Source organism: Leeuwenhoekiella sp. W20_SRS_FM14 (genome assembly GCF_052119605.1).
GTDB lineage: Bacteria > Bacteroidota > Bacteroidia > Flavobacteriales > Flavobacteriaceae > Leeuwenhoekiella.
In genome coordinates, this window is record NZ_JBGQOK010000004.1 from 93,494 (window position 1) to 110,455 (window position 16,962).

A 16,962-nucleotide genomic window follows, 5' to 3' on the forward strand; every position below is an offset into this window, starting at 1 on the left:
AGTATATTTGATTTAATGAGTTTAATAAAACAAGAAAACAGAACACGTGCGCAGGAAAGCTCTGCAGCTATTGAGCGCATGTACATAACAATGAGACACCTTTTTAACCGTGGTTTTTATAAACCTATGGGTGTTTCAGGAGATACATTACGAGAAGCTTTATTGATATTGCGCCCCGAAATATATGGTACCATTGCAGAAGAAAAAGTAGAACTTAACGGTTTACTTTATGTTATAGACCGTCTTCCCGAAGGAATAGAAGAGTGCAGATACATAAACCTTACAAGCGATGAAGGCTATAAAAATTCGCATTTTAAGCCTATCGTTCCTCCTAAGAGACGTCGTAATTGCTACCGTATAGACGAGGAGCAGATGAATATTGAGATTACGCGTGGTAGATCTGAAATTTATGATATTCTTACGCACTTAACCTTTCTGTTTGTAGAATCACACAAAATAATGAAGCGTGTGGTTATTAATGAAGAGGGGCATACCACCAGAGACTGGAACAAACTTGAGAAAGCAGTTCTTTCTGAAGAGCCATTAACACAGCAAGAGCGTGAGATTGCACTTACACACACGGCTAATATTTTAGGAAGAACTTTTCAAGAAGTTTCTGTGATTTATGGTAAATTTTCTGCACCTACAAACGAGAAGCGTTTTTTAAATTTGGTCTATTGGCTAGGTAAACGGGCTATCGAAGAAATTTCAGAACATGATAAACGTATCGTGACGTTTTCACCTGTTTTACGAGAGCGTTTAGGACACCATATTCACGGAGAAGTCTGGGCAGATACCATTAAAAAAGAATTAGAAAGCAGAGATCTTCTTAGTAGGCCTATTCACATTATAAGTGCAAACATGCACAGTGTTATGAACACGCTTTTTGCGCCAGTAGCTTTATCAAAAGAGATGGCAAAAAAGGAAAATCTAGAAATTTATGAGACTTTAAGTGATGCCGGTAGCGGTAAATTAAGAGCTCGTGTAGAAAAAACAGCGCTTCAAAATGGTATGATTTCAGTGCCAGATCAAAGTGGAACGAATATAGATGTTCAACTATTTGATACTGCAAAGTTAGATCTTGATCAAAATAATTTTTGTTCTAAAGCTTCCTACCCAGAAGGCAAAGCGCCTGTTATTATTGTGATGGATTATGCGTTTGGTGAGCAGGCGTATGAGACGATGGAAGAGCTTTTAAAACCTTATGAAAAGGAAGGTACCTTAACCTATCTTGATGTTAAGTCAGTTTCCATTATGGGTAAAGCTGGTATTCTTGAGGGCGGAAAAGGAGATATTATGATACCTAGCGCCCATCTTTTTGAAGGTACTGCAGATAATTATCCGTTTGATAATCAGCTCAAAAAAGAGCACTTTGAGGGTAACGGGATTTCAGTTTTTGAAGGAGCTATGATTTCAGTATTAGGTACCTCACTTCAAAATAGAGATATTCTACGCTTTTTCTATGAAAGCACTTGGAATGTTATAGGGCTTGAGATGGAAGGGGCACATTATCAAAAAGCGATACAAGCGGCTGCTAAATTACGCGGAAGCATAAGTGATAAGGTAAAAGTGCGTTATGCCTATTATGCATCAGATAATCCGTTAGAAACCGGTAGTACGCTTGCTTCAGGAGGGTTAGGTACAACAGGAGTAAAACCTACTTACTTGATTACCGAACAAATCTTAGAGCAAATCTTTAAAGATTAATGGAAAACACCGCGCAGGATATAGATTTATTTGACGCTTTTAAATGGCTTCGCAGGCAGTTTAAAAAACTAATTATTTATCTATATCGCTTTGTGCGGTTTCTGCTAAGAAATGCGCTAATTATAATTGGACTAATCATCTTAGGTTTTGCTCTGGGCTACGGCATATCGACACTTTTTAAACAGTCAAAAACTGCAGAAATTATTGTAGGTCCTAATGTAGAAAGTACTACGTATTTATATAGTAAAATTGACCAACTTAACAGAGGTATTTTAAGTGCAGACTCCAGTTTAATTTCAGAATTTGAGACTATTCTTCCGCAAACACGGTTAGCTGAGGTAACTATTGAGCCCGTTGAAGATGTGCTAAACTTGCTTGAAAACAATCAATTATCTAATGATGAGTTGAGTGCTTATTTGTTAGATAACAACACTCCGGAATCTTCATTTTTTGAAAAACCACTTTTAACACCTGTTTATAATCTGCATAGAATTACATTAACGGCTTCAGGAAATTTTGAAGATCCTGCAATGTTTATGAGTCTTCTCGAAAAGGAAGAGCATTTACAGGCAAAACTCAAGGCTGAAACACAGAATTTAAAAGAGGAATTGAAGTCTAACGAGTACACGATAAAGCAAATAGATAGTGTACTTGTAAATTTAAACCTGGCTTTAAAAAGCGGAACCCAATCACTTGCCGTTATAGCTGTTGCAGATGATTCAAATTTGAGTTCGATTTTAAATAGTAAACTAGAATTGATAAGGCGTAATGCTCAAATTAAAAAACAGCTTTTAAATTTAAAGACTGTTTTCAAAGTACATTCGTATTCAAAATGGTTAAATACAAATTCCTGGAAAACCAATTTGAAGTTTATACTTCCGCTCGCCTTTATACTTCTTTTCATAGTTTACCACGCAACCTTGAGGTTTAAAAAGCGTTTTAAAGCAGACCTATAGCATTCTGAAATCATTGTCTATTTCTAATTGTGCAATGCTCAAAATACCAGAAATAAAAATAAGACGTGTTTTGCATTTAGCCTATGTTTAAAAAACTAAGTAATCAATTTTATAAACTTCAACGAGCATCAAGTTTGCAGGGTGCTATTAGCGTGATGTTTCTAAGAATTTGCGGTATTTTATTGCTGTTTGGCATTACCTTTTTTCTCACTAATTATTATGATCCAAAAACTGTAGGAGCCTATGAGTTTACCCGCTCCTCATTATTTCTAATTGGCGGGTTTGTACTTTTAGGTACAGATCAATCTATTTTATTTTTTTCGGGAAGATTTGCTAAAAAAGATCAGGTTAGAGCATTATTTGGTATTTATCTAAAAATGGTAAAGATGCTGCTTGTTGCATCGTTACTAATTTTGTTTATAGCACTCCTAGTGCCGCAGTCTGCTTATGAGGTTGTTTTTAATGACAGCACGTCTGGCTATTTGCTCATTAAGGTTAGTTTCTGTTTATTTTTTTATGCGATTACACTTTTAAACACCGAATTTTTCAGAGGTTTCTCCCTTCAGGGAAAATCAGAATTATATCGCGGTATTTTTAAACAACTTCCATTTGGGTTAGGTCTTTTAATCTTGCTATTTTTTAAAAATCAGAATTATGTTGTTGAGGTATTCTTAGGAAGTTTTGTGCTTTTAGCCCTAATCTCTTCTTTAGAAATTTTTAAAATATACCGAAAATTGAATACCGAAAAAGGCGTACCCATTAAAGTATCTTTTAAAACAATTTTTAAATCAACACTACCTATTGCTGTGAGTTCGCTGGGGTTTTATTTGCTAATAAGTGTTGATGTACTTTTTCTTAAAATATATACAGATTTTGAAACACTCGCATATTATGGAATCTCAGTAAAAATTATTTTTCTAATTTCTACAGTTGTAAGTACGATAAGCTCTTTTCTTGCGGTTCAAATAGCAGATATGTATGTTAACGATAAAACGCAGCTGCAGCAAATTTTAAAAAATGGTGTACGCGCTATAACAGGTTTTTCTCTGGTACTGTCTGTGGTTTTATTTTGTTTTTCAGAATTTATTCTCAATGTGTTTGGAGCATCGTACACGGCAGCAAATGAGTCGCTTCAAATTTTAATTATTGGTCATTTTTTAAGTACTCTTTGCGGCATCACAGCGGTATATTTAAATATGACTAAAAAACAAGTCACGCTGCAATACATTTTAATAGCTACAGTGCTTTTTAATGTGTTTCTTAATTATATATTGGTTCCTAAAATGGGAATGAAAGGAGCGGCTATAGCTTCTGCTCTTAGTGTTGTTTTATGGAATATTTGTGCAATATTAATTGTCTATAAAAAAGACAAAATAGTGCTCTTCATTCATTAATTATGCAGCGTAAAAAACTACATAAATCAACTTTTGTTTATTTGCTTCTAAGCATTTGTGTAGTTTCTCTTGGCATCATTTCTTATTGGATTCTGCCAGATCGCTTTTTTTTTGATGCCGTTATTATTTCAGAAGATTTTTATAATGAGAAAGGATTTTTCCGAAGCTATCCTGTTACGATGCTTTTTTATGAAGCTACTGGCCTGGGGCGTATGCCATTTCCTGTTGTCGCATTAATTCAATTACCTGTGTTACTAGTTGTGTTGTACCGCATAGGAATTCCTGCAAGGTTTGCAAATTTCACTCTTCGCAACGTTTTAGTGTACGTCTGTTTATTGCTATTAGCCTTTTTTATATCAATGCCCTCAAAAGAGTTTATCACCTTTCTCTTTATTGCTTTTATTCCTTTTTTACTGAAGAATAAAAGATTTAGATTAATTACGACGGTCTTACTTATTTTTTGTGGTATTATTTTATTTGGAATTTGGTTTAGGTCGTATTTTATTTTAATTCCAGTTGTGGCATTAGTGATTTATAGTACAAGCCTGGTCAACTTTAAACGAAAGGTTTTTGCGGGTATTTTCTCAGGATTACTTCTGGTTATCTTCCTATCGCTCTCTTATGGTTTTGTGAAGGGAGAATATTTATCGCAAAGTACGCGCGAAGAACTCAATGAAGTACGTGCCGGTGAAGAAGCTACAAATTCAGTAATTATATCGCCCGTGAGTACAGAAAATTGGTATGGTGAGGTAGTGGGCGTTTTTTATGGTTTTGTGTCGGTAAATGTACCTTTAAATGGCTTTAAACATATTTTAAAACCGCAGATACTGGCTTTTGTTTTATGGCAGACTGTTTTAATGCTATATCTGCTTTATTTATATAAAAACTGTCTTCGATATAGAAACCGGTATAAATATGAGATCTGGGCGTTCTACCTCGTTTTTGCCTACTTCATTGTTCAGGGAGTCTTTGAACCCGATCTGGGTTCTGCTGTTAAACATAAAATTGGGATATTGCCACTAATTTACTTTGCCTTGTATTATGATTGTTTCAGAAAGAACATACCGGTTTAATTACAATATCTGGCTTATTATTTTAGCGGTTTCACTCATTTTTAGACTGCCAGCCACCCTACTTTTAATTCTTTTTGTAGCCTACAACCTATTTTTTTACAAACACCTCAAGTTTACCAAAAAGAGGTTGCTTTTAATAGGTTTAATAGCATCACCATTTTTATTAGACCTTATTTTTCTATGGAATAATGAGCTTTTGCAAGAAGGATTAAAACATGCCGAAAAGCGCATAAGTATGCTTCTTTTACCTTTTTTTATTTTAACTCAAAATCACAGATTCAATTCAGCGTTGATTGTGCGTTGCTACGCTATTTTGACCACTTTAATCCTGAGTTTTTGTCTAATTCGGTTTGCCGTAATTTCTCCAGAATTATGGGTAAAATATCTTAACGGAGTTGACCTTTGGGAAATGGGGTATAGGTTTGCAAGTTCAATAAATATGCATGCCCCCGCACTTAACTTACATGTAGCCTTTGTCGTTGTGATTAACTTTTATTTTTTAAAAGAAGGATTTACCAAAGTTTCAAAAAAGTATCAAATCTGGCGTGTAATTATCTTTATGGCATCTATTATTATCCTATTCTATGTAAACACCCGTTTAGCTATTGTAAATGCTTTTATAGGAATTTTGCTGATCACGTTTTATAAGAAAATAAGTGTTACTGAATTTAAAGCAAATAAGAAACTGGTCTTGGGATTAGCATTATTTATTACCCTTGCGATTGCCTTTGTAAAAGTGTTCCCGTATTCTATTGAAAAATTTACAAGTGTCACGTTTAATAATCTTCATAAAGTAGGAAAATTAGATGATCTTGAAAACCCAGAAAAGACGGCGTTTAATGGTTTAGTAACACGTCTGAGTATCTGGAAATCAGGCTTAGAATTAGGGGCCAGAAATCCTGTTTTAGGAGTAGGTGCTGCAGATGGCAAAAAAGAACTTATTAAGTACTTTAAAGAAACACATCAAAATTTTCTGTTTAAATATGAGTTTCCGGTACACAATCAATATCTAGATTTCTGGATAAAATTTGGTGTTTTAGGAGCTTTAATCGCCTTTATCTATGTGGGATTATTCGCCTATATAGGCTTTACTTCAAAGCAACTACTGTGTGTTTTTTTCTTTATACTTTTTGCTACATCAAATTTTGTAGATGACTTTTTAATTCGTTTTGATGGGATTGTGTTTAGCGCGCTTTGGCTAAGTATATTCACAAAACATGCTTTGGATGATCCTCAAAATAAATTGAAATAAGCTTTGCAAAATTACGCGAACTATCAAATAGTAGCTTACAGCGTTCAAAATTAGCTTTGCCTATACGATCGCGATCTTGAGCGGTTGTTAGTTTTGCTATAGTATTAGAAAATTCAGAAGCATCTTTAAAAAGAAAACCATTTTTTCCATTTGCGATGATGTCTTTATTACCAATAATCGCCGTGGCAATTATGGGTAGCTTACGCGCAGCAGCTTCAAGAAGTGCAATAGGTAAACCTTCCCAAAGAGAGGTTTGCAAATACACATCTATAGTCTCTAAAACACATAAACCTTCAGACCTATCTTTAAACCAACCTGTAATTTCAATATTAGGAGCTGTTAAGAGAGCTCTTAATTCACCATCACCAATCCAAATAAAATTGAGGTTAGGATTTTGTAAAGCAATATCGTTAAAAAGTGATGGGTTTCGGGCATAGGTGATTCTTCCAAGAATACCTATTTTATTAACGGTAATAGACCTTTGTGGCAATTGTTGTGGTGCAGAATCAAAATTTATTCCGTTACGAACCAATAGCGAGGGACCTATTTTTTTTGAATAATGTAATTCTGTATCCCCACAGGCGATAATAGTTCCTCCGGTTAATTTCTGACTTAAAAACTCAATGGTAAGAAACACAAAACGTTTAAAGGAGCTTATGTCTTTTCTTAAAAAGGAATACCCATGTGGTGTATAATAGAGTTTTGTATTAAATCGATAAGTGGCCAGAAATGCGAGTCTTCCTAAAATTCCTGCCTTAGAAGAGTGCAGATGTAATACATCGGGTTTGAGCTTTTTTAATGCGTATCGTAATTGTTTAAAGGCTATAAAATCATACCTGGGAGAGATTTCTCTCAACATGGGTATTTTAACCAGAGTTGTATTGGGGTGAAAATCTTCAGCGACTTTGTTTGGGTCTATTTCCTGTCTTTTGTCACTGTAGATTATGGTGAGATCTATATTAGAATGTGCAGCAAGTACATGGGTTAGATTTATAAAATAGGTATAAACACCACCTCCTAAAGCCTCTACGATATGAACTACCTTTAATTTATTCATAAAAACGGGCCCTCAAACCTACTTTTTTCAATTTTATAGCAAAGACTTTTCTTGACGAAAACACAATAAATTAGCACATGTATAATTTTAACCATTAATAACTTGTTATTATTCAATTTTACAGGAGTATTATTGGTTTTCATTCATTTACTTTTAACTAACTTTATCAAGTTTTGACAACCTCGTTAGCGTTAGTTTTTTTATGATTGTAAACGACACTAAACATAATTACCTACTTCAACCATTAATTGCAAGTATAGATATTCTAATTTTAATTGGTTTCGCGAAATTATTTGATTTCTCTTCGCACAGCTATTTATTATTTTCGGTTTATACATTTTTTAGCTGGTTGATAACAACGTATAGTTTCGGGTTTTATAGTGTTTATAGATTTACACCACTGGTACGTATACTTTCCCTTATTGGAAAACAATTTTTCCTTTTAATTTTTTGCTCTTTTACTTTCTTCGGAATTTTTAGCGAAATCAATATTTCTATAAGGGCAGTTTTAGAATATGCCTGCTTGAGTATGGGAATAATTGCCATCCTAAAAGTTACTATTTTTAACGTACGAAAAAAATTTAGACAACAACTGGGTAGCGATACGTTACGGGTAATTATCATAGGATGCAACCCTAAAACAGAGCGATTAAAGAACTTTTTTAATTATAATCCCGCATACGGATTTCAACTAATAGCAAACTTCAACTTACTCGATCCTGATGTAACTATAGATTCTGTAAAAGAGTACATTCTTAATAATAATATTAGTCAGGTTTTTTGCTCTATAGCAGAGCTTAAGAATAAAGAAATAAGAGCGTTAATTCATTTTGCAGACAATAATTTAATCAGTTTAAAATTCTTACCAGATAACAAGAAAATTTTCACAAAGAAAATGGAGTTTCAGTATTATGGCATAACACCCATTTTGTCTCTTCGTACGTTACCTATAGATACGCCTGTTAATCTGTTTTTAAAGCGCCTGCTTGACCTTACGGTAAGTCTATTTGTGGTTATAGGTATATTATCATGGTTAACCCCTTTAATAGCAATTATCATTATTTGTGATTCTAAAGGACCTATATTCTTTAAACAAAAACGTAACGGGATAGGTGGTAATGAGTTTTACTGCTTTAAGTTTAGATCTATGAAAGTAAATGGGACTGCAGATGCCACCCAAGCAAGTAAAACCGATGTTAGAACAACTAAAGTAGGTAGGTTTTTACGTAAAACAAGTTTAGATGAGTTGCCTCAATTTTACAATGTTTTAATGGGAGACATGTCTGTGGTGGGGCCGCGGCCGCATATGGTTGCACATACGCATTCATTTGCAACACAGGTAGATAAATTTATGCTTAGACATCTGGTAAAACCCGGTATTACAGGCCTAGCTCAGGTAAGTGGTTACCGCGGAGAGATAGAAACCAAGCGCGATATAAAAAACAGAGTGCGTTTTGATATATTTTATGTTGAAAACTGGTCTATTTTAATGGATCTACGTATTATCGCTAAAACGTTTATTAAAGTGATTTATGGCGACAATAAGGCCTATTAAAAAGGCAAACCCCTTAGTTTCTATAGTTACTCCCTGCTTTAATTCTCAAAAGTATATTCTCGACACCATTAACTCTGTTCAAAATCAAACGGTAACAGACTGGGAGTTGTTACTCATTAACGATGCTTCTACAGATCATACAGAACGAATTATAAAAGAGTGCCAAACGCTCGACTCACGGATAAAATATTTTAAACATAATCACAACCGGGGACCGGCTTACGCACGCAACCTCGGTATAGAAAATGCAAAAGGGAAATACCTTGCTTTTTTAGATGCAGATGATGTGTGGCTCCCATTATTTTTAGAATCTTGTATTGCCAGAAATAAAGCTTTCGTATTTACTTCAGCATTGCGTGTAGATGAGAATTTAAAACCGATTTTATCCCCATTTATTGTTCCTGAAAAAGTATCTTATTCAGATGTGTTAAAGAGTAATTCAATCATTTGTTCTACAGCCATTATAGATATAGAAAAGCTGGGAAAACTCTATATGCCGCTCATTAAAAAGCGTCAGGATATGGGATTGTGGCTACAGTACCTTAAAAAAACAGAGTATGCTTTTGGTATTAAAAAGCCTTTGGCTCTATATAGAATTAGAGAGAATTCGCTTTCGCGGAATAAAAAAAATCTACTAAAACACCAGTGGGATTTCTATCGAAAAGTAGAAAATATCTCTTTTATTAAATCGGTTTATTATATGATATGTTGGGCGTATTTTGGCTACAAAAAGTACAGGTCTTAGTTTAAAAATCTCTTTTAAACTGTCTCAATTTGCCTCGATTACTTCGGTCTAAAAAGGGTTGCCTTACAATATCAAATTCAATTTCCTGATTTAGATATGTCTTTAGCGCTTTTTCAATTTTAGCAAGTTGAAATTCTTTAAAAGCTATATCTGCTACATACTTTATGGTGAATTTATTAGGCTTATTCTGGTTTATGATAAACTCTTTTACGTTGCCACTATCTTCAATTACGGTCTTAGTAACATAATAAAAAGCCAGCGCAGGAACTTTCTTTCCATTAGGTAAAATGGCAAAATCTCCTATTCTTCCGTCCAAATGGGTAAGAATCGTGTTATTGTCTTCATCTCGATTAATTACGCCTAGATCTCCAATCTGATACCGAATAAATGGATGTGCCTTGTTAAACAGGGAAGTGATCACAATTTTACCGCTCGTACCATTAGGAACAGGTTTATTTTGGTCGTCTAAAATCTCTACATAGAGCAATGCAGTATCAATTTTTAAAGGATTTTCTGCTTTTCCGAAGGCGATTACTCCTGTTTCAGACGAGCCGTATTCATTCAATACAGGAACGCCAAATTGCTGTTCGAGAAGTAATTTGTCATCTTTGAGTAGGATTTCTGCAGTTACAATACAATGTGTTAAACTGGGACAAATTTGTTTTAAAATGAGATTTTTAGAACGTAAATAGTGCGCAAATAACACTAAAGTGCTGGTATAGCCATTTAAATGCCCAAATTTTACATGCTTAAACCTATTGATAAATTTCTCAAAATTTTGATCTGAAGCGTCAAATATTGAAAAGCGATATCTGTTGCTCAGAACATCTTTTAAACGCTCTTTATAAAAGGGCATTCCGCCTTGCGGAATACCATAAAACCGAGCCTCATAGGAGGTGTTGAGGTTAACTCCTGCAAGTAAGTATAGATTTTGAATAGACGCCCAAGTGAGTGCGTGGCAGTATTTGTCTTTTGCAAAAATAAAGGGATTTCCTGAAGATCCTGAGGTCTTGTGTACGTGAGAATTTCTTTTAGAAAAACCTTCAGACAAACGCTCTTCTAAGGGTTTTTGTAAATCTGCTTTTGTTAATACCGGTAGCGAATCCCAGCCTGTAGGGTTTCCGGCTACGAGGTTTCTATAAAAGGAGTTGTTTTTTAAATGGAATTCTAAAATTTGAGATCTTCTTTTTATATAATACTGTGCACTATCTGTAGCAACTTCGCGTTTTAAAGCCTCAAGTTTTCTTTTCGCGGAAGCGATATCAAAACCATTAAAACGTAAACTGAGGTTTGTTAAATTCACAAGACTAAAATTAGTAGGTCAATTTACAAACATTTATTTTTGACGCTTAATCTAATTACAAGTAACTACGATGAATATTTTAATTCTAGGTTCTGGTGGTCGTGAACATACTTTCGCCTATAAAATTGCTCAAAGTCCCAAATGTGATCGCTTATTTGTTGCCCCGGGAAATGCAGGAACTGCAAAATTGGCGACAAATGTTGACCTTAATGTAAATGATTTTGAAGCTGTTAAAAAACTTGTTTTAGCAGAACAGATAGAAATGGTTGTCGTGGGACCAGAAGATCCGCTTGTTAATGGGGTTTATGACTTTTTTAAAAATGACAAAGCATTAGAAAAAATAGCTGTCATAGGGCCCTCAAAGCGAGGAGCTTTATTAGAAGGAAGTAAAGAACGCGCTAAAGAATTTATGGCTATGTACAACATTCCTACAGCAGCTTATAAAAGTTTTACAGTTGAAAGTCTTGATGCCGGGAAGTCATTTTTAGAAGAATTGAAGCCGCCCTATGTGCTAAAAGCAGATGGCCTTGCTGCCGGAAAAGGAGTTGTAATTCTACAGAATATTGAAGAAGCCAAAGCCGAATTAGAAGACATGCTTACCAATAAGAAGTTTGGTGCGGCAAGTGAAACAGTAGTTATCGAAGAATTTCTTGACGGTATAGAGTTGAGTGTTTTTGTACTTACAGATGGTAAAAATTACATCACTTTACCTACTGCAAAAGACTACAAACGCATAGGTGAAGGAGATAAAGGGTTAAACACAGGAGGAATGGGCGCTGTATCACCGGTCCCTTTTGCAGACGCTGCTCTAATGGAGAAGATAGAACACCGCATTGTAAAACCTACGGTTGCAGGTCTAGCTACAGAAGATATCGAGTACAAAGGATTTATTTTTATAGGTTTAATTAAAGTAGGTGATGAGCCTAAAGTAATTGAATACAATGTGCGTATGGGCGATCCTGAAACTGAGGTTGTTTTACCACGTATTAAGAATGATCTGGTCACAATGTTTGAAAAAGTTGCGGCTCAGAAACTAGATGAGGTTGAGCTTGATTTAGATTCCAGGTTTGCCGCAACGGTTATGCTTGTTAGCGGCGGTTATCCCGAGGCTTATAAAAAAGGGATGAAATTAACAGGTTCTGAAACCATTGAAGATGCTCTTGTATTTCACGCGGGGACATCACTAAAAGATGGGGAAATCATTACCGCAGGAGGTCGTGTTATGGCAATAACTTCGCTTCATGAGGATTTTAGAAAAGCCTTAGATAATTCTTATGAGAATATAAAGAAAATCTCATTTGATAAAATGAATTATAGAACAGATATTGGTTTTGATCTCTAGTATAGCAAACAAAAAGCCTGCTCGTAGCAGGCTTTTTATTTAATCTATAATTAAAGGAGCTTATTTATTTAGATTGTGATGCTCGTCTTTATCAAACTTTTTTAGTTGTAATGTCCAATAAGTAAATGCAGTTGCAGCAATTAGTATAAATACAAAATTGAGTAAATTTGCAGCAATCCAGCTGCTATCTTGTAACTCACGTATTGCATCTAACGGTGCTAAAGCAACATTCACAAAAAAATCTTGAATACCGTAAAATAAATCTTTCAATTCCATAATTGTATACTTTTACATCGTTATTAGCGAAGTCGCACGTTCAATGTCTTATTGTGCGGTGCAAAAATATAAAAAACTAGGATGCTTACAAGCTTTTTTAGCGTTTCAAAACCTATAAATTTTGCAATTATTGTAATTGCAGTGATTCTTTATTTTTCGAGTTTCTATGTGTTGTCAGATTCAAACGGGTTAACTGCTTACTCAATACTAAACCAATTTTTCATATTATTGGTTTATTTATTTTCTTTGGGTGTTCTTAATTTTGTGGTTAAACGCAATACGCTTAGCAGGCGCAACACCTATATTGTTTACCTTTTTGTATGCTTTACATTTGCGGTACCTGCCACTTTTTTTAATACAAACATCATACTTTCGGGAGCATTTGTACTTCTTGCTTTAAGACGTATCATAAGCTTAAAATCGCCTAATGATTTTAATAAAAAATTATTTGACGCTGCGTTTTGGATTACCATTGCTTCCTTATTTTTCTTCTGGAGTTTCTTGTTTTTAATAGTGCTGTATTTTGCAATCTTGTTTTACGGCCGTCTTGACTATAGAAACTGGTTAATTCCTTTTACAGGCATTTTTGCAGTTCTAATTATTGCATTAACCTATGGAATGTATACAGATGGGGCTTTAGCATTTGCTTTAAATTATGTGCAATTACCCACATTAGATTTTACAGCATATAGCTCAATTAAGTTGTTGCTCCCGGCATCTTTCTTTTTAGCATTGTATTTATGGTGTGGAATTTATTACGTATCTCAAATTTCTGATGCGCGTCAAAAATTAAAATCTTCTTACTTTATAATACTTATTAGTTCTGCGATAGCCCTGTTAATTATTCTCTTTCTGGCGCCTTTACGTGATGGCAGTGAATTGTATTTTATCTTTGGCCCGTTAGCAATTATTAGCGCTACTTATATTGAAAACCATAAGAGTTTTTGGTTTAAAGAAATGCTGTTGTGGCTTGCATTACTCATTCCTATATTTTTATTGTTTTGGCACAGTTAGATTTAGTAAAACTTGAGCAAGAGCTCAAAAAACGTTGGCCTTACAGGGATATTTGGTTTAGAAAGCAAAATAATACCTGGGATACATACAGTAATTTTATTTATACGATTCAAGAGTTTGAAGTTCTTTTAGAACGCATTAAAGAAAGCGTAGAAACCCATAATTTAAATAAAAAGCACTTTTTTTATTATGCAGTTAACCGCTGGTATAATTTCTGGAGCGCCTGTGCTGTAGAGCAATTATTTATTGAATTAGAGGGTGTAGATGCTGCAAAAAACAAAAAAGACAGGCTCGTAGATTTTAGTATACAGGGCATCAAATTTGATTTAAAAACGTCTAAGTTTCCAAAGGGTTTTGGTAGAAATTTAGACTATGCAAAATCCCATCAGGAAAGACTTATAAAGTGGCTATATCTTAATCAAAGCACCGGCAGACGCTACCATATAGAAAACAGATTGTTTCTTATTGTTTACAGTACAAACGGGGATCATTATAAGTTGAAAGCCGAAATAAGCTGGCTAAAAACACATATCGAAGATTATGTTGCATCTTTTGATCCTGATAATTTAAAAAGACCACATATTACCGAAACTAAACCTGCTTACTCAGATATAATCTGGGCTATTCGATGAATTATATAGGCTCAAAACATAAACTTTCAGACTGGTTACTCACAAATATTAAAGCGGTTTGTGGAGAAGATTTGTCGACTCATACTTTTTGCGATCTCTTTGCCGGGACGGGTAGTGTAGGCAGAACGTTTAAACCTCTGGTTAAAGGGGTTATTGCAAATGATCTTGAATATTACAGTTATATTTTAAACCGAAATTACATAGGCAACAACACGGCTTTAAATTCTGAAGAATACATCAACCGCTTAAATACCTTAGAACCTAAGAAAGGTTTTATTTTTGAAACCTATAGTGCCTCTGGAGCAGCAAACCGTCTTTATTTTTCAGCAGAAAACGGTAAAAAAATTGATGCTATTAGAAATCAGATTGAAATCTGGTATGTTCAAAAAGAAATTGAAGAAGACCTCTATTATTTCCTTCTGGCAAGCTTGCTGGAGAGTGCAGATAAAGTTGCGAATACCGCTTCCGTTTACGGGGCTTATTTAAAAAAAATTAAAAAATCTGCTCAAAAACCGCTGGTGATGCAACCGGCAGAATTTCAAATTACTTCAGGAAATCACGATGTTTTTAATGAAGATAGTAACGCTTTAATTAAAAAGATTGAAGGTGATATTCTGTATTTAGACCCGCCTTATAACGCCAGGCAGTATGGTGCAAATTATCATTTGCTAAATACTATTGCAAAAAAAGATACCTTTGTACCTAAAGGAAAAACAGGTTTGCGCGCCTATTCAAAAAGTGCATTTTGCAGTAAGGTTGAGGTTGCTCAAACATTTGAAAACCTTATTGCATCGGCAAACTTTAAAACGCTTTTTTTAAGTTACAATAATGAGGGTCTTATGCCTGCAGCGACTGTAAAATCTATTATGCAACGCTACGGAAGGTATGATTTAGTAACTAAAGAATACCAGCGTTTTAAAGCAGATAAAACAGAAAGCCGTAATCATAAAGCAACCACAACAACCGAATATTTACACATATTAGAAAAATAAAATAACATGATTACACATACCGCAAAGCGCATATTTGAGCGCGCTGTTGATGATTATCACGTAGAAAACAATGTTGATCAGCCTTTTAAAAATCCGTTTGATACAGAAGTAGATTTTTTAGAGCATTTATTATATCGTAAAGCCTGGATTGATACCGTACAATGGCATTATGAAGATATCATACGCGACCCCCAAATAGATCCTGTAGCTGCTTTAAAGCTAAAGCGTCAAATAGACTCTTCAAATCAGGAGCGTACAGACATGGTTGAATATATTGACAGCTATTTTTTAAAAGAGTATAAAGATATTGAGCCTAATGACAGTGCTACCATTAATACCGAAAGTCCCGCGTGGGCGATAGATCGCTTGTCTATACTTACGCTTAAGATTTATCATATGGAAGAGGAAGCAAATCGCGAAGATGCTTCTGACGAACATAGAGCGGCCTGCCAGAAAAAGCTTGATATTTTATTAGAGCAACGTGTAGATTTATGTGCAGCAATAGATACTCTTATCATAGATATTCGCAATGGTGATAAATACATGAAAGTCTATAAACAGATGAAAATGTATAACGACGATGAGCTAAATCCGGTATTGCGTAATCAGAATAAAGCAATTTAAGTGGCTACTAAATCGCCACATATATTATGCATCCGCTTCTCGGCGATGGGTGATGTGGCGATGACGGTTCCCGTACTAATCGCTTTGACACGCTCATATCCTAATCTGGAAATTACAGTGGTGTCAAAGCCTTTTTTTGCTCCCATTTTTAAGCCTTTAGAACGAGTTCATTTTTTTGAAGCAGACGTTAAGAATACATATAAAGGAGCTTTAGGCCTGTATAAGCTCTATAAAAACCTCAATCCCGAACGATTTACAGCTATTGCAGATTTGCATAACGTCATACGTTCTAACGTGCTAAAATCTTTTTTTCGCTTCCGCGGAAATCATATAGCTCAGATAGATAAAGGCAGAACAGCTAAAAAAGCCTTAACGCGCCCTACAAATAAAAATTTTGAGCCACTTGAGACGACTCATGAGCGCTATGCTTCTGTTTTCAAAAAAATAGGATATCCTGTTGTTCTAAACGGTTCTGAATTCTTACCGAAACAAAATTTAAACCCAGAAATACGTGATTTATTAGGCAACAAACCTCTTAAATGGCTGGGTATCGCACCGTTTGCTGCGCATGATGGTAAAAAATATCCCTTAGAATTGCTTGATGAGGTTTTGTCTGAATTAAGTACAAAGCCTTATAAAATCATTCTTTTTGGCAGTGGAAAAGAAGAAGAACAGCTTCTAAATTCGTTTGCATTAAAATATAAAAACCACGTAAGTATAGCCGGTCGTTTTACCTTTGCTGAAGAATTGGCGCTAATCTCTCATTTAGATGCGATGCTTGCAATGGATAGCGGTAATGGGCATTTAGCAGCACTTTTTGGAGTTCCTACACTCACAATCTGGGGGGTAACCCATCCTCATTTAGGTTTTGCTCCCTACGGGCAAATGCCCGAAAATCAATTACTCGCAGATCGGGAACAATTTCCTGCAATACCCACCTCGGTGTATGGTAATAAAGTTCCTCAGGGATACGATAAAGCCATGCACAGCATTTTACCAGGTGACGTTTTAGAACGCATTTATACACTTTTAGACTAAAA

The 16,962-nt window shown here is 34.9% G+C and carries 16 protein-coding genes; 13 read left to right on the forward strand and 3 right to left on the reverse strand.

Annotated features, from left to right (window positions below):
- Positions 1 to 15: 15 nt before the first annotated feature.
- The 5 genes from ACEN25_RS08655 to ACEN25_RS08675 all read left to right on the forward strand — a co-directional run bounded on the left by ACEN25_RS08655 (position 16) and on the right by ACEN25_RS08675 (position 6,382).
- Positions 16 to 1,707, forward strand: a complete 1,692-nt coding sequence (locus ACEN25_RS08655; protein WP_441802561.1) for a DUF6909 family protein — start codon at positions 16 to 18, stop codon at positions 1,705 to 1,707.
- The gene (locus ACEN25_RS08660) at positions 1,707 to 2,663 is read left to right on the forward strand and encodes a hypothetical protein (protein ID WP_441802562.1); all 957 of its coding nucleotides are present in this window, start codon (positions 1,707 to 1,709) and stop codon (positions 2,661 to 2,663) included. Before ACEN25_RS08655 ends, ACEN25_RS08660 begins: the two co-directional genes overlap by 1 nt.
- 83 nt (positions 2,664 to 2,746) lie before the next feature.
- Entirely contained in the window at positions 2,747 to 4,057 is a 1,311-nt protein-coding gene (locus ACEN25_RS08665; protein ID WP_441802563.1) for an MATE family efflux transporter, read from the forward strand.
- 2 nt (positions 4,058 to 4,059) lie between these two features.
- Positions 4,060 to 5,130: a hypothetical protein gene (locus ACEN25_RS08670; protein WP_441802564.1), complete on the forward strand. Its 1,071-nt coding sequence runs from the start codon at positions 4,060 to 4,062 to the stop codon at positions 5,128 to 5,130.
- A complete protein-coding gene (locus ACEN25_RS08675) occupies positions 5,099 to 6,382 on the forward strand; it encodes an O-antigen ligase family protein (RefSeq protein ID WP_441802565.1) in 1,284 nt (427 codons plus the stop codon). The genes ACEN25_RS08670 and ACEN25_RS08675 overlap by 32 nt, the downstream gene beginning before the upstream one ends.
- Here ACEN25_RS08675 and ACEN25_RS08680 read toward each other — a convergent pair.
- The gene (locus ACEN25_RS08680; protein ID WP_441802566.1) at positions 6,339 to 7,439 is read right to left on the reverse strand and encodes a glycosyltransferase; all 1,101 of its coding nucleotides are present in this window, start codon (positions 7,437 to 7,439) and stop codon (positions 6,339 to 6,341) included. The genes ACEN25_RS08675 and ACEN25_RS08680 overlap by 44 nt on opposite strands.
- Before the next feature lie 274 nt (positions 7,440 to 7,713).
- Between ACEN25_RS08680 and ACEN25_RS08685 the strand changes: the two genes are divergently transcribed.
- Together ACEN25_RS08685 and ACEN25_RS08690 are read left to right on the forward strand one after the other, a co-directional pair.
- Positions 7,714 to 8,994: an exopolysaccharide biosynthesis polyprenyl glycosylphosphotransferase gene (locus ACEN25_RS08685; protein WP_441802755.1), complete on the forward strand. Its 1,281-nt coding sequence runs from the start codon at positions 7,714 to 7,716 to the stop codon at positions 8,992 to 8,994.
- Positions 8,972 to 9,739 carry a glycosyltransferase family 2 protein gene (locus ACEN25_RS08690; RefSeq protein WP_441802567.1) on the forward strand — a complete coding sequence of 256 codons (768 nt, stop codon included), beginning with the start codon at positions 8,972 to 8,974 and terminating at the stop codon, positions 9,737 to 9,739. The genes ACEN25_RS08685 and ACEN25_RS08690 overlap by 23 nt, the downstream gene beginning before the upstream one ends.
- A gap of 1 nt (position 9,740) precedes the next feature.
- Here the strand turns inward: ACEN25_RS08690 and ACEN25_RS08695 are convergent, their stop codons facing one another.
- The gene (locus tag ACEN25_RS08695) at positions 9,741 to 11,042 is read right to left on the reverse strand and encodes a phenylacetate--CoA ligase family protein (RefSeq protein ID WP_441802568.1); all 1,302 of its coding nucleotides are present in this window, start codon (positions 11,040 to 11,042) and stop codon (positions 9,741 to 9,743) included.
- A 70-nt stretch (positions 11,043 to 11,112) separates the two neighbouring features.
- Between ACEN25_RS08695 and purD the strand changes: the two genes are divergently transcribed.
- Positions 11,113 to 12,384 (forward strand): phosphoribosylamine--glycine ligase, encoded by a 1,272-nt coding sequence (gene purD, locus ACEN25_RS08700; protein ID WP_441802569.1) that lies wholly within the window; start codon positions 11,113 to 11,115, stop codon positions 12,382 to 12,384.
- 60 nt (positions 12,385 to 12,444) lie between these two features.
- On the opposite strand, the gene ACEN25_RS08705 is transcribed toward purD, so the two are convergent.
- Positions 12,445 to 12,660, reverse strand: coding sequence for a DUF6341 family protein (locus tag ACEN25_RS08705; protein ID WP_028377114.1), 216 nt, complete (start codon positions 12,658 to 12,660; stop codon positions 12,445 to 12,447).
- A gap of 81 nt (positions 12,661 to 12,741) precedes the next feature.
- Here ACEN25_RS08705 and ACEN25_RS08710 point away from each other — a divergent pair, with 81 nt between their 5' ends.
- Genes ACEN25_RS08710 through ACEN25_RS08730 form a run of 5 tightly spaced genes read left to right on the forward strand, consistent with a single transcriptional unit; the run spans position 12,742 to position 16,960 of the window.
- Positions 12,742 to 13,674, forward strand: a complete 933-nt coding sequence (locus tag ACEN25_RS08710) for a DUF6427 family protein (protein ID WP_028377115.1) — start codon at positions 12,742 to 12,744, stop codon at positions 13,672 to 13,674.
- Positions 13,662 to 14,306, forward strand: coding sequence for a hypothetical protein (locus ACEN25_RS08715; RefSeq protein WP_441802570.1), 645 nt, complete (start codon positions 13,662 to 13,664; stop codon positions 14,304 to 14,306). The genes ACEN25_RS08710 and ACEN25_RS08715 overlap by 13 nt, the downstream gene beginning before the upstream one ends.
- Positions 14,303 to 15,298: a DNA adenine methylase gene (locus ACEN25_RS08720; protein ID WP_441802571.1), complete on the forward strand. Its 996-nt coding sequence runs from the start codon at positions 14,303 to 14,305 to the stop codon at positions 15,296 to 15,298. Before ACEN25_RS08715 ends, ACEN25_RS08720 begins: the two co-directional genes overlap by 4 nt.
- A 6-nt stretch (positions 15,299 to 15,304) precedes the next feature.
- Positions 15,305 to 15,922, forward strand: coding sequence for a DUF4254 domain-containing protein (locus ACEN25_RS08725; protein WP_441802572.1), 618 nt, complete (start codon positions 15,305 to 15,307; stop codon positions 15,920 to 15,922).
- Positions 15,923 to 16,960 carry a glycosyltransferase family 9 protein gene (locus ACEN25_RS08730; protein WP_441802573.1) on the forward strand — a complete coding sequence of 346 codons (1,038 nt, stop codon included), beginning with the start codon at positions 15,923 to 15,925 and terminating at the stop codon, positions 16,958 to 16,960.
- The last annotated feature ends 2 nt before the right edge of the window (positions 16,961 to 16,962 follow it).